Source organism: Armatimonadota bacterium, assembly GCA_036504095.1.
Taxonomy (GTDB): Bacteria; Armatimonadota; DTGP01; order JAKQQT01; family JAKQQT01; genus DASXUL01.
The window spans coordinates 127,481-141,146 of sequence record DASXVS010000079.1; the positions used below are offsets into that span (position 1 = coordinate 127,481).

A 13,666-nucleotide genomic window follows, 5' to 3' on the forward strand; every position below is an offset into this window, starting at 1 on the left:
GGCGTGGGGCATTGACAATGGAGACTCGCGATTCGTTAACGGGACGGCACCTCATCGCCGGAGAGTGGGTGACCGCCGACGGCGGCCGCGTTCGCGCCGTCAACCCTGTCACAGCCGAACCGCTGAATCCCGCGTTCTGCCAGGCGACGGAACTCCAGGTCGATGCGGCATTGCGCGCCGCCGCGGATGCCGCCGCACAGACGCGTGGCCTGCCCGGAGCCGATTGGGCTGCCCTGCTGGACGACATCGCCGACCGCATCGAGGCATTGGGCGACACCCTCATGATTCGAGCGAATGAAGAGACCGCGCTTCCTCTCGCACGGCTCGAATCGGAGCGGGCGCGAACGTGTTTCCAGTTGCGCCTGTACGGCCAGGAGGCGCGCGAAGGTTCGTGGGTCGATGCCGTCATAGACCACGGAGATCCGGCTCGCCAGCCGCTGCCGAAGCCGGACGTGCGCCGCATGCTGCGTCCGCTTGGCCCAGTGGTCGTCTTCGACGCCAGCAATTTCCCGTTTGCCTACGGAGGCTGCGGGGGCGACACAGCCTCGGCTCTGGCCGCCGGGAATCCTGTGATTGTGAAGGCACACCCGGGGCACCCTGGAACGGATGAGCTCTTCGCGGAGGTGGTCCTGGCCGCGATACGCGCCGCCGGACTGCCGCCCGGTCTGTTCGGCATGCTCCAGGGCGCCACGGCGGAGAGCGGTTCCGCCCTTGTGCGCCATCCTCTCACGGAAGCCGTAGGCTTCACCGGCTCGCTTCGTGGCGGCCGCGCCCTTTTCGACATCGCCTCGTCCCGACCGCGTCCCATCCCCGTGTACGCGGAGATGGGAAGCCTCAATCCGCTGGTCGTACTTCCGGGCGCTCTGGCCGAACGCGGCGACGCCATCGCGGACGGCCTGTCGCAATCGATCACGGGCGGGGTAGGGCAGTTCTGTACCAAGCCGGGCCTCGTCCTTGTGATAGAAGGCCCGGACACCGAGCGCTTTATCCAGGGTCTCAAAGCCCGCATGGCGGCGATACCGGCCGGGACGATGCTGAACTCCGCGATCCAAACCGGTTTCCGCAAAGTGACACAGGGCTTTCCCGGGGTGGCAGGTGTCAAGGTTCACCTCGAGCCCTCCTGTTCCGGCTACACAGACGCCACGCCGGGCCTGTTCGAGGTGGACGCGTCTACATTCATCGCGCGTCCGGAGTTGCGGGAAGAGGCTTTTGGCCCGGCGGCGCTGGTCGTCCGATGCCGTGATCTGGCAGGCCTGCTCGACTCCATCGCCGCGGCAAGCGGGCAGCTCACCGGAACGGTTCACGCCGGCGCATCGGATGACTTGAAGGTTGTCGCCGCCGTTGCAGATGCCTTGGAACGCGGAGTCGGACGTTTGGTTTATAACGGCTATCCCACCGGCCTGGAAGTCTGTCGCGCGATGATGCACGGCGGCCCATACCCGGCGACAACGGCGCCCGCCACAACCTCCGTTGGGACGTCCGCGCTCGTACGTTTTGCCCGCCCCGTGGCCTTTCAGAACACACCGGACGCGCTGCTGCCACCCGCGCTGCGCGAAGCAAACCCGCTGGGTATCCGCCGCATGGTCGATGGTGTGCTGATCGCCTGACTCTCTCCCAATTGAAAGGACCGACCGAGTTGCCTATGAAACCCGACTGGAAAGGCGTGTTCCCCGCCGTCGCCACTCAGATGAAGAAAGACCAGTCGCTCGACCTGGATGCGACAGCCCGGCACATTGAGACCCTTATCGAATCGGGCGTCAAGGGAATCATCATGCTCGGCTCGCTCGGGGAGAACACCGCGCTTGAACCGGGTGAAAAGCGCGCGGTTGTCAAGTCGGCCATCGAGGCCGCCGCCGGTCGCGTCCCGGTCCTCAGTTGTGTCGCCGAAACCAGCACCGCCGGCGCCTCCCGCTATGCAGCGGACATGGAGAAGCTTGGCGCGGACGGTCTGATGGTCCTGCCCGCGATGGTCTACCGTGCTGATACACGTGAGGCCGTCGCGCATTTCCGCACTGTGGCGGGTTCCACCGGGCTTCCCATTATCATCTACAACAATCCGATCGCCTATGGCGTGGACCTGACACCTCGGGCGTTCGCCGACCTGGCGGATGTGCCGAACCTGGTGGCGCTCAAGGACTCCGGCGGCGATGTGAGGCGGGTGACAGACATCATCAACGAGGTTGGAAACCGCTATACGATCTTCTGCGGCGTGGACGACCTGTTGCTTGAGAGCGTTCTGCTCGGAGCAGAGGGCTGGATCGCCGGGGTGGGGCTTGCGTTCCCGAAGGAGAATCAGTACCTGTGGGACCTCGCCACAGGCGGGCAGTGGGAGAAGGCGCGGGAGATTTACCGCTGGTTCATGCCTCTCCTGCACCTGGACACGGATATCAAGTTCGTCCAGTATATCAAACTCGCCATCCAGGAGTGCGGATTGGGCGCCGAGTGGGTTCGCGCGCCGCGCCTGCCGCTGGACGGCGAAGAGCGCGAGCGGGTTCTGGCCGTTATCCATCGCGGAATCGAGACGCGCCCGCGCATACCCGAAGCCGCACGCGGATGACGTCCGGTTCGCCTCATATCGTGCGCGTGATCGATTCACACACCGGTGGTGAGCCGACGCGCGTGGTGCTGGAGGGCGGTCCCGCGCTTTCGGGCGCCACGGTGGCCGATCGATGTGACGATTTCCGGCTTAGGTTCGGCGCCTTTCGTTCCGCCGTCATCAACGAACCGCGAGGATCCGACGTGATGGTCGGCGCGCTGTTGGTCGAGCCTACAGACCCGGAAGCCGCGGCCGGGGTGGTGTTCTTCAACAACGTTGGTGTAATCGGCATGTGCGGTCACGCTGCCATCGGCCTGGTGACCACGCTGGCCCGCCTGGGGCGCATCGGGCCGGGGGAGCACCGGATCGAGACTCCCGTCGGAACGGTCGCCGCGACGCTGCACCTGAACGGAGAAGTGTCCATCCGCAACGTCCCAGCATACCGCCACGCAAAGGCGGTCACCGTCCATGTGGATGGTCACGGCGATGTGACCGGCGACGTGGCATGGGGCGGCAACTGGTTCTTCCTGGTCGAGGCCCATGGCCAGGATATCGACCGCGGAAACACGGAGAACCTGATCGCGTTCTGTTGGGCGGTCCGCATCGCGCTGGAGAGCGGCGGCATCACCGGCCGCGACGGGGCGCCCATCGACCACATCGAACTCTTCGCGCCCGGAAGCGTTCCGAAACTCAATTCCCGCAATTTCGTGCTCTGCCCCGGCAAGGCGTACGACCGTTCACCGTGCGGCACCGGGACCAGCGCCAAACTCGCCTGCATGCTCGCCGACGGCAGGATCCGCGAGGGCGAGATCTGGCGCCAGGAGAGCATCACGGGCAGCGTCTTTGAGGCCAGCGTCGGCATCGAAAACGGAGAGGTGATTCCGACGATTCGCGGCCGGGCCTTCGTGACAGCCGAAGCGAACCTCATCCTGGATCCGGTGGATCCGTTCTGCTGGGGCATCCGTTAAGTCCCGGCTGACCACCTCAATGGCCTCACCCGTATCCACCATCATCATCGGCGGCGGTGTCATCGGCTGCTGCACGGCGTACTACGCGATGCTCAAGGGACATCGCGTAACGCTCGTGGAACGGGCGCCGCGAAGCCAAAATGGCTGCTCGATGGGCAACGGCGGCATGATCGTTCCGAGCCACTTCATCCCTCTTGCTGCGCCGGGAATGGTGTCGTTGGGCATGCGGATGATAATGAATCCGGAGGGCCCGTTCAGTATCCGCCCGTGGGCAAACCCTGGACTCGCGGAATGGTCGTGGCTGTTCTACCGCTCCGCGACGAAACAGCACGTGGAACGGTGCGCTCCCGTGCTGCGTGACCTCAACCTGGCCAGCCGACGGTGCTACGAGGAACTCGCCGATCTCCCGGAAATGGACTTCGGACTCGTGCGCAAGGGCCTGCTGATGCTTTGCAAGACCCAGCACGCCCTGGATGAAGAGGCGAAGGCCGCCGAAATGGCAAACGCTTTGGGCGTTCCCGCAGAGGTCCTCTCGCCACATGCGACCGCTGAGCGGGATCCGGCCATCCGTATGGATGTTGCGGGGTCCGTCCACTTTCCGCTCGACTGCCACTTCGTGCCGGGCCGGTTTATGGCGGCCATCATCGGCGCGCTGGAACGGGGTGGGGTGAATTTGCTGTGGTCCACCGAAGTGGCAGGATGCCGCACCGACGGGCGGCGCGTGGTGGCGCTCAAGACGGATGCTGGAGACCTGACCGCCGACGAATATGTACTGGCCGGTGGCGCGTGGTCGCAGGGGCTCGCGCGAGGCCTGGGCCTGCGGCTCCCGATGCAGGCGGGTAAGGGGTACAGCATGACGCTGCCAAGTCCCCGTCAGCTTCCCGAAATCTGTTCCATCCTCACCGAGGCCCGTGTCGCGGTCACTCCGATGGGTTCGGCGTTGCGCTTCGCAGGCACGATGGAGGTGGGCGGCCTCGACCAGTCGGTGAATTCTGCGCGGGTGCGCGGGATCGTGAACTCCATCCCTCGCTACTTTCCTGAGTTCCACGCGGAAGATTTCGGCGATGCGCCCGTATGGGTCGGCCTTCGTCCGTGTTCGCCGGACGGGATGCCGTACATCGGCCGGACGTCGCGCTACGACAACCTGCTCATCGGTACGGGCCACGCGATGATGGGCATGAGCCTCGGCCCTGTCACCGGCCAACTCCTGGCCCAGCTTTTGTCGGCTGAGAAGCCTCTTCTGCCCCTGGACGCGGTTTCGCCTGACCGATGGTCCTGATACGACTGACAGGCACACCCGCGGGTTGCGTAAACGGGTATGGCCGTCTGCGCAACCCGAAGGCGTGAGCACACTATGGTCCGTTGCTGATGTTGTCGAGCTGGTAGATGCTTCGCAGCACCCGGAGTGCGTCGTCGACCTGCAGCATCAAATCGTCACCCGGGAACCCCGCGGGTGAAACATCGCCCGCAGCCACCGCTCCCGGATCGAGGGGACCGGCGACGCCGCCGGCGGACCGCAGAATCAGAGCCACATCGAGCGCGGTGACGCTGCCGTCCCCATCCACGTCGCCATAAGCCACCGGGATGCCCTCGGTGTCGCGGAATTGCAGATCATCCGCGCTGATCGGCACGATGGAATCGGCCGGATCGTCCAACGGTTCCATAAGATCCTGCCCCGCGGGTACTGGAATCTGGCGATGGGCTGTCACTTCACCGGTCACGGGGTCTTCGATGTCCACATCATATAGAAGGACGGGCTGGGCGAACGCTTGCTGGATCCCTTCCGGGCGGAAGTAGAGCCCGTAACAGATGTCGGTCACCATCGCCAGGCTGGTTCCGAGTTCTGATGTCAGATAGCGCAGAAACTCGTCCTGAATGAGGGTGATGGGGCGCGGATCGACCGTTTGAAGCAGTTTTCCGGTCTGGCGCCTCAGCAGGTGGTGCCCAGTGATCTGACCGAGGTTGTCAATGTGCACCTGGAAGAAGGCGCCTTCGCCTACAGCGGGTATGGCCGCGCCGGTTGCCGTGCGGACGATGCGCGGGTACTCGACGATGGCCTCGTCCGAGGTTGGGCGCAGGGGCGTTCCTCCGATGGTGTCGGACACCTGGTGCATCAGGCGCCGCACAACCGGAGCCCCCAATTCCCCGCTGGGAACACCGTGTTTGGTGAGCCAACCGAGTGCGATCTCAAGAACGGCGGTGTCCGATTGCGGCGGGTCCTGGCCCGGTGCTTCGAGGAGCATCCGCGTGGTGTCGGAGAAGAGTTCGGAACCCGCAGGGTCAAGCGCCAGCAGATAACGCCCGTCGGAGAATGAGAGGCCGCGCGGGGTTGCCTTCGCGGTGCCGCTGCTGATGCCCAGTTCGCGCGCCCGAACGGTGATCGTATCGACGTTCACGAGATTGGGCACGATTTCGTACGTGGGAAGGCCTCCGGCCAGTTGCGGCGGGGTGGCCTTGAAGGTGACTTGTGCGGGGCTTCCCTGTTCGGACGGAAGCGAGGGCAATTCAAGTGGTTCGCGAAGGTCGGTCGGGCCGATGGCGGGGATCGGTATCAAGCGTGCGGCCGTCGTTTGCTTCTCTTCGGGGTTGAACAATTCGACCGTGAACAGATAAGCCGGTTGGAACCACCCCTGCCGCTGTCCCTCGGGCCGGCCGAAGTACCCGAACTGAATCCGGGTGATGATCGCATCGTTCAGGCTGTTCCCCATTTCGCGCTTCAACCGGCCGATTAAGGCATTCTGCACGTCGGTATACGGCAGGATGGGAATGGGTTTGGGCTCGCTCATCGCATTCCGCCACATCATTTGCTGCCCGGTGAGCGCGCCGAAGTTATCGAAATGGAGTTGTATGTGCTCTCCAACCCCGCCCCCCGGGAGGACCGGGTAGCCGTTGATCATCCGGCTGAAGAGCACGATGGTCTCGTCCTGCGTGGGTGGTGACAATTGGCCGGAGCGGAGATCCTGGCCCTGGTTGTTCAGATGCCTGAAGCCCTCAAAGTCCACTTCGGAGAAGGAGACCCGGCCGATCCGTTTTCGGAGGGCCTCATTCGCGAGTGTCAGGACCTGGGTGTCCGGCAATGGCTTGGCTTCTCCCGGCGCCTCGGCCATGAAACGTGCCGTATCAGCGAAGAACTCTGAGCCGAGCAAATCCTGCGCCAGGATCAATGAGCCTGCTCGCAACACCAGACCGCGAGGGGTTTTCCCGAGGACCGCAGACCGTATTCCGAATTCGCCGCCACGCATCTGAAGGCTCTGGCGGGAAACGTGAACCGGCGCGAGTTGAACCGCCGGGAGTTCGGTGGGCGCTGCGGGCGGTTCAGCCTGAAAGATAATGGAGGCGTGAGCGCTGCCTATCAGCGCGCCCCCCAGAATGGCTGTGATGAGCCCTTTCATTGGGTTGCCTCCTTAATGGATCCATGCCCACGCGCGCCACGAGTGCGGCGGGGCCTGTTCCATGCTTGAGCCGAACGACTCGGTCTCGCGCCGGTTGACGGCGATAGCCGCGGTGGTGCCGTACGCCATGACTACCGCCGTGTTGCCGCCAGGCCGGGCGCTGAACCACGCCTGCTTGACAGAGAAACCGATGTTGCCCCAGAACGCGTAGTTCTGGCCCACGCTGGGACTATCAGACTCGTTGCCGTCAAAGCCGGTGATCATATGGAGACCCTGGGCGACCGCGTCCCAATGCGCAAGGTCGGTGAGATCCAGGCCGTGGCAGGTGGAAAGGTTCAGGATGCGTGTGTGGCCGAAGCCATTTCCCAGCTTCCACCATTGAACACCACCATCACTGGTATAGGACCTGCACGTGCTGATGCCGCCGACAGTGTGCGTAGCGCCGGTGGTCATCCTGAAACGCGTCGCGTCCGAACCGCCGTGTGTTGAGAAGAAGGTGATGTTCGCCGTATCTCCGTAGAGACAGTCCTTCCCTCCGGGTACGGAGCAGTCAACCTCGTCGTCCGGCCAGAAATCGGAATTCCCGTACAGGAACCTCTTGGTATGGCCGAACACCTGCATCATCCCGATGAAGCCGCTCGCATCCGGCTTGGTGTTGCTGATCGTCGCATTTCCGCAAGCGTCGGTCTGGCAGTACTCGGCGCCCACGGTGGCGGCGAGACCCGACACGGGCAGCGTCAGGAGGAAGCCCAGAACAGGCAGTAAAAACAGATTGGTGTACCTCATGTCGCCTCCTCTCAATTAACCCAGGACCAGGCGCGCCAGGTCTTAGGCCCCAGGCGGGCCATGCTCCAGTTGAAGGTCTCGTTGTCCCGCCGGTTGATCGCGTCCGACTGGCTCACCCCGTATGCCATCACGACTTTGGTGTCCGCGCTCACGGAGGCGAACCAGGCAGACTTGATGCTGAAACCGATGTTCCCCAAGAACGCGTAGTTGGTGCCGGCGGAAGCGCTGTCGTACATATTACCGCTTCCGCCGGTTATGACATGCAGGCCCTGCGCCACCGCGTCCCAGTGCGGCAGGTCAGACAGTTCAAGTCCGTGGCATGTATAGAGATTGAGGATCCGCACGCTCCCATCGCCCATGCTCCACCACTGGGTGCTGCCGTTGCTGGTCCATGCGCGGCAGGTACTGATGCCATCCACTATTCGGGTGGCTCCGGTGGTGATGCGAAATCGGGTTGCGTCGGAACCACCGTGCGACGATAGATAGAGGTGATTCACGGTGTCGCCATAGAGGCAGTCTTTGCCGCCGGGTACGCTGCACATGACCAGATCGTCCGGCCAGTAGGAGGAATTTCCATACAGGAATCTGCGCGTGTGGCCGAAAACCTGCATCATCGAGACGAAGCCGCCGACGTTGTCGCCGGCGGCGGGAAGGTAGGCGTTTCCGCAAGCGTCCTGGTTTGCGTACTCCCCCCCCACCGTACCGGCCCGGGAGCCGGCAGGCAGAAGGAGGGATACGGCCAATGGAACGGGGAGGAACGCCTTTAGAAGCCTGAAGTTCATAACGCGTCTCCTTTCACCGAGGTGCGGGCAGGGACCGACCCTGCGTCTCTCCGCACAAGGCCCCGGCGCCGGCCCGGTTCAGCCTTCTTCCGGCCAGGAGGAAGTGAACCCCGAGCGCCTCTGCCTTGTGCGGAATCGGACTCGCAGCCGCTCATTCTAAGCCGCCGCGATGCAAGGAATCTGTGGACGATAGGTTGCACCTGTGAGGTACACTCAACGGGTTTGGGAATCGGCGCTTCGAATGGCGCGGTTCACCCGAGCCACTGTAAAGCGCTCTGTTGAGTGAAGTTCTTGCAACGCCTGGTTGGTTCAATGCACAATGCGGATATCCGGGCCCTTGCGATTGATGTGCACTGAGCTGTTATCCCACATGAAGGCCTTGGCCGCACGCTTCGGCCGCCAGCGCTAACAGATAGCACACACAGGTACAATACGACCACACTCTTTGTGATGTGGCGCCCCGATCGTAGGTGACGGGAACGCAGACAAGAGGGGATTCCCGCTCCGGTGCGTTTCAATAGTTCGTCCGGCAGGCTACACTTTCCATGGTTGCGACGTAACCATGGCTCACCCGAATATCACAAGCTCTATGGCGCCGGCGCTCGAGGGCTTCGGCTCGATCACAGGCCGGGGGGATTGAGGATAAATGAGATCCAGGCTTCCAGCATGGGCGCGCCGGTCCCTGGCGACAGCGGCCGCATGGTCTTTCATCGCTATGCGTATGGCGGCCGCCGCTCCGTCAGCGACCGGCGCTTTGGGTGCGTCGCTGTCCGCGGTGCTGCCAGCCTCGCCATCGTCCGTCGATGTTCTCACGCCAAGGAACACCGATAACGTCAAAGCGCTCGAAAAGCGCTTGAAACGGGTGGTGGAAGCGGTATCCCCCGGGGTTGTGGCCGTGGAATCCGGCGGCAGCGGCGTGGTGGTGAGCGGTGACGGCTTCGTGCTCTGCGTGGCGCACGTAGGCCAGAGCGCGGGGCGCAAAGTGGTGTTCACATTTCCCGACGGGCGCAAGGCGAACGGCGTCACCCTGGGCAACTGCAAGGACGAGGACGCTGCGTTGATGAAGATTACGGACCCGGGCCCCTGGCCGTACGTTGATATGGGCCGGTCCGCCGCGGTGGCCGAAGGCCAGTGGTGTCTTGCGTTGAGTTATCCTGTGACCTTTGAGCACGGGAGGGCCCCGGTCGTGCGCGCGGGACGTGTTCTGCGAAATGATCCCTATTCCATCGTGAGCGACTGCGCGATCATGGGTGGCGATTCGGGAGGGCCGCTATTTGACCTGGAGGGCAAGGTCATCGGCATCAGCGCAACCTGCAACAACTCGCTGCTCGAAAATCGCCACATTCCGGTTGACCGCTATCGGGACGACTGGGACCGTCTGGCGAAAGGCGAGGACTACAACGGCCGGCCCGACCAGTCCGCGCTTCTCGGTCTGCGTCCCGACGCAAACGCCAAAGACGCCCGTATCGGAGATATCGTTTCCGGGAGTCCCGCCGATGTCGCCGGCCTTCAACGCGGCGACGTCATCATCCAGTTCGATGGCCAACCGGTGCATGCGTACGGGGATCTGAGGCCGCTGGCGGCAAAGCATCACCCTGGCTGCACGTGTGATATTGAGGTGGTTGTGCGGCGCGGCGCAACGGAGCTCAAGTTTCACACCGGCTTCGCCAAAACCGAGCTTGGGAAGGCGCCGAAGGCCGCCAACCGGGACAATGAGAGGAATGGCGCCTCCGTCTCGGCGGCCGCGCGCCCGCTCGTGGCCCGGAACGCAGCGGCAACCGTCCGTATTATGTCCGGCGGCAAGGCCATTGCGATGGGGACAGTGGTGGACCCGGACGGATATATCGTAAGCAAAGCCAGCCTGCTCCAGGGCAGCCTCGTCTGCCGCTGGAAGGATGGTCGCGAACTGGAGGCCAAAATCGTCGGTGGAGATCTAGCCGACGACCTTGCGTTGCTCCGAGTGGACGCGAGGCGGCTGCCTTCGATTCAATGGCGAAGAGGTCCGGTACCGCCGCCCGGGAGCATCGTTATCGCACCTGGCGCCTCCGATGATTCCACGACGATTGGTGTTGTCAGCGCTGACCAGAGGAAGATCAACGGTACCATGGTTCCCGTCGCACGGCAAGGCTGGCTGGGAGTCAGCCTGCGCTCCGACGAAACCGGTGTGATCGCGGAGAGCGTGGTGCATAATAGCCCGGCGGACAGGGCGGGGCTACGGTCCGGAGACCGGATCCGCGCCATCAACGGCCAGGAGATGACCTCGCCGGCTCAGGTGACCGAAGCCATCCGCAGCGCCGCGCCGGGTTCCGCCGTGAAGATTTCGGTCCGCCGCGACATTTTACCAGTGGTATTGTCCGTCACCCTCGGGCGTCAGTCTTATACCGGAAGCCATACTCCGGAGGACGGTTGGGGCGGCGGGCCATTCAGCGAACGACGCTGGGGCTTTCCTTTCGTCTTGCCCCACGATATCGCGGTCGCGCCGGATCAATGCGGCGGACCGCTGTTGGACACGGATGGCAAAGCTGTCGGCATCAACATTGCTCGCGCGTTGCGTGTGAGCACGTTCGCTCTGAGTGCGGACACCGTCAAGAAGGTGGTGGGCGACTTGATCGCGGCCGCCCGAACCAACGTAGCCTCTGAGCGGGGATGAAATCGCCTCGTTGCCGCCCGGGCGGCCTGCGCCACCCAAAGTAGTCCGCAAACTGCTCCGGATAGACTTTCATGCGAAGGGAGTTAATGGATGAGCACACCGTCTAGCGCTTCGGGAACCGGAGCGGATAGGGGAGAAGGCCGGCTCGAGCCGCCGGCAGCGCCGCTGACCGCCGACGAACTCCATCGGCTCGACGCCTACTGGCGCGCGGCGAACTACCTCTCGGTTGGCCAGATTTACCTCCTGGACAATCCCCTGCTTCGCGAGCCCCTTGCCAAGTCGCATGTGAAGCCGCGTTTGCTGGGGCACTGGGGCACGACCCCCGGTCTCAACTTCATCTACGCGCATTTCAACCGCATCATCAGGAAGAACGACCTCAACGTCATCTACATCGCCGGTCCCGGCCACGGCGGCCCCGGACTTGTGGCAAATACGTATCTCGAAGGGACGTACAGCGAGTTCTATCCCAACATCTCGCAGGATGAGGACGGCATGCGCCGTCTCTTCAAGCAGTTCTCGTTCCCCGGCGGCATTCCAAGCCACGTGGCGCCCGAAACGCCGGGCTCTATCCACGAGGGCGGCGAACTGGGCTATTCGGTGTCCCACGCGTACGGTGCGGCATTTGACAACCCCGATCTGCTCGTCTGCTGCGTCGTGGGCGACGGTGAAGCTGAGACCGGGCCGCTTGCCGCCAGTTGGCATTCCAACAAGTTTCTCAACCCGGCCACCGATGGCGCGGTCCTGCCTATTCTCCACCTGAACGGCTACAAGATCGCGAACCCAACGGTGCTGGCGCGCATTTCGCACGACGAGTTGCGGGACCTGTTCGTCGGGTACGGGTACAAGCCCTACTTCGTGGAAGGGTCCGATCCCGTTGAAGTTCACCAGTTGATGGCCGCCACTCTGGATACCGTCGTTGCCGAGATCAGGGGCATCCAGGCAGAGGCGCGAAGCACAGGCGTGGGGGAGCGCCCGCGGTGGCCGATGATCGTTATGCGGACACCCAAGGGCTGGACCGGCCCAAAGGACGTGGACGGCCTGAAGACCGAGGGATACTGGAGATCCCACCAGGTTCCCATCCCCGATATGCACACACCCGAGCATATCGCCCTGCTGGAAAAGTGGCTGAAGTCGTACAAGCCGGAGGAACTGTTCGACGAATCCGGCGCTCTCATCCCGGAACTGCGCGAACTGGCGCCCAAGGGCGAACGGCGCATGGGGGCGAACCCGCACGCCAACGGCGGCATTCTTCTGCGCGACCTCAAGATGCCCGATTTCCGCAGATACGCGGTAGACGTGCCAAAGCCTGGTACGGTGGTGTCCGAGGCCACACGCATCCTCGGCACGTTCCTGCGGGATGTGATGGCGGAGAACCTTGAGAGCCGCAATTTCCGCGTAGTAGGACCGGACGAAACGACATCAAACCGGCTGGGCGCGATTCTGGAGGCCACGGACCGGACGTGGCTCGCGGAGCATCTCTCGTACGACGATCACCTCGCGCCCGACGGGCGCGTAATGGAGATCCTGTCCGAGCACACGTGCCAGGGTTGGCTGGAAGGTTATCTGCTCACCGGCCGGCACGGCTTCTTCAGCTGCTACGAGGCGTTCATCCACCTGGTGGACTCCATGTTCAACCAGCACGCCAAGTGGCTCAACACCACGCGGCACATCCCGTGGCGAAGGCCCATCGCGTCGCTCAACTATCTGTTGACGTCGCACGTATGGCGGCAGGACCATAATGGATTCTCGCATCAGGACCCGGGCTTCATAGACCACGTGGTGAACAAGAAGTCCAGCGTGGTCCGCGTTTATCTCCCGCCGGACGCCAACTCGCTGCTTTCCGTCGGCGATCACTGCCTTCGAAGCCGGCATTACGTGAATGTCATCATTGCGGGGAAGCAGCCGGCGCTTCAGTTCCTCGACATGGACGCCGCCATCCACCACTGCACCGCCGGTATCGGCATATGGAAATGGGCCAGCAACGATCAGGACGGCGATCCCGACGTTGTCATGGCGTGCTGCGGCGATGTTCCCACGCTGGAAACCCTGGCCGCCGTGGACATCCTTCGCCAGAACGTCCCCGATCTCAAGGTCCGCGTGGTCAACGTGGTTGACCTGATGAAACTCCAGCCCGAGCGGGAGCATCCGCACGGCCTGAGCGACCGCGATTTCGATACGCTGTTCACCACGGACAAGCCGATCATATTCGCGTTCCACGGCTACCCCTGGCTCATCCACCGGCTGACCTACCGACGCACCAACCACGACAACCTCCACGTCCGAGGCTACAAGGAAGAGGGGACCACGACCACGCCGTTCGACATGTGCGTCCTGAATGACATCGACCGGTTCCACCTGGTGGGTGACGTCATCGACCGCGTGCCCAGCCTCGGCTACCACGCCGCGCACTGGAAGCAGACCCTGCGTGACAAGCTGATCGAGCACCGCCAGTACGTGACCGAACACGGCGACGACCTGACCGAGATCAAGAACTGGACCTGGCCGTACTGAGGGCGCATAGCCGGCGCGGGACGGGATAAGCGCCCTGCTCC

General features: G+C 63.5%; 9 protein-coding genes. 6 read left to right on the forward strand and 3 right to left on the reverse strand.

Annotated features, from left to right (window positions below):
• Positions 1–17 precede the first annotated feature (17 nt).
• The 4 genes from VGM51_18050 to VGM51_18065 are packed head-to-tail and all read left to right on the forward strand — an operon-like array spanning position 18 to position 4,783.
• Entirely contained in the window at positions 18–1,607 is a 1,590-nt protein-coding gene (locus VGM51_18050; GenBank protein HEY3414940.1) for an aldehyde dehydrogenase (NADP(+)), read from the forward strand.
• Positions 1,608–1,642: 35 nt separating this feature from the next.
• Positions 1,643–2,557, forward strand: a complete 915-nt coding sequence (locus VGM51_18055; protein HEY3414941.1) for a dihydrodipicolinate synthase family protein — start codon at positions 1,643–1,645, stop codon at positions 2,555–2,557.
• Positions 2,554–3,504, forward strand: coding sequence for a proline racemase family protein (locus tag VGM51_18060; protein ID HEY3414942.1), 951 nt, complete (start codon positions 2,554–2,556; stop codon positions 3,502–3,504). Before VGM51_18055 ends, VGM51_18060 begins: the two co-directional genes overlap by 4 nt.
• Before the next feature lie 19 nt (positions 3,505–3,523).
• On the forward strand, positions 3,524–4,783 hold the full coding sequence (locus VGM51_18065; GenBank protein ID HEY3414943.1) for an FAD-dependent oxidoreductase: 1,260 nt from the start codon (positions 3,524–3,526) through the stop codon (positions 4,781–4,783).
• Positions 4,784–4,856: 73 nt separating this feature from the next.
• Here the strand turns inward: VGM51_18065 and VGM51_18070 are convergent, their stop codons facing one another.
• From VGM51_18070 to VGM51_18080, 3 genes are read right to left on the reverse strand one after another with little or no spacing between them, the layout of a single operon-like run.
• Positions 4,857–6,896, reverse strand: coding sequence for a hypothetical protein (locus tag VGM51_18070; GenBank protein HEY3414944.1), 2,040 nt, complete (start codon positions 6,894–6,896; stop codon positions 4,857–4,859).
• 12 nt (positions 6,897–6,908) lie between these two features.
• Positions 6,909–7,682, reverse strand: coding sequence for a DUF6345 domain-containing protein (locus VGM51_18075; protein ID HEY3414945.1), 774 nt, complete (start codon positions 7,680–7,682; stop codon positions 6,909–6,911).
• A gap of 11 nt (positions 7,683–7,693) precedes the next feature.
• Positions 7,694–8,464 carry a DUF6345 domain-containing protein gene (locus VGM51_18080; GenBank protein ID HEY3414946.1) on the reverse strand — a complete coding sequence of 257 codons (771 nt, stop codon included), beginning with the start codon at positions 8,462–8,464 and terminating at the stop codon, positions 7,694–7,696.
• Between the two features lie 646 nt (positions 8,465–9,110).
• On the opposite strand from VGM51_18080, the gene VGM51_18085 reads away from it, so the two are divergent.
• Positions 9,111–11,114, forward strand: a complete 2,004-nt coding sequence (locus VGM51_18085; GenBank protein ID HEY3414947.1) for a trypsin-like peptidase domain-containing protein — start codon at positions 9,111–9,113, stop codon at positions 11,112–11,114.
• Between the two features lie 90 nt (positions 11,115–11,204).
• Positions 11,205–13,625 carry a phosphoketolase family protein gene (locus tag VGM51_18090; protein HEY3414948.1) on the forward strand — a complete coding sequence of 807 codons (2,421 nt, stop codon included), beginning with the start codon at positions 11,205–11,207 and terminating at the stop codon, positions 13,623–13,625.
• The last annotated feature ends 41 nt before the right edge of the window (positions 13,626–13,666 follow it).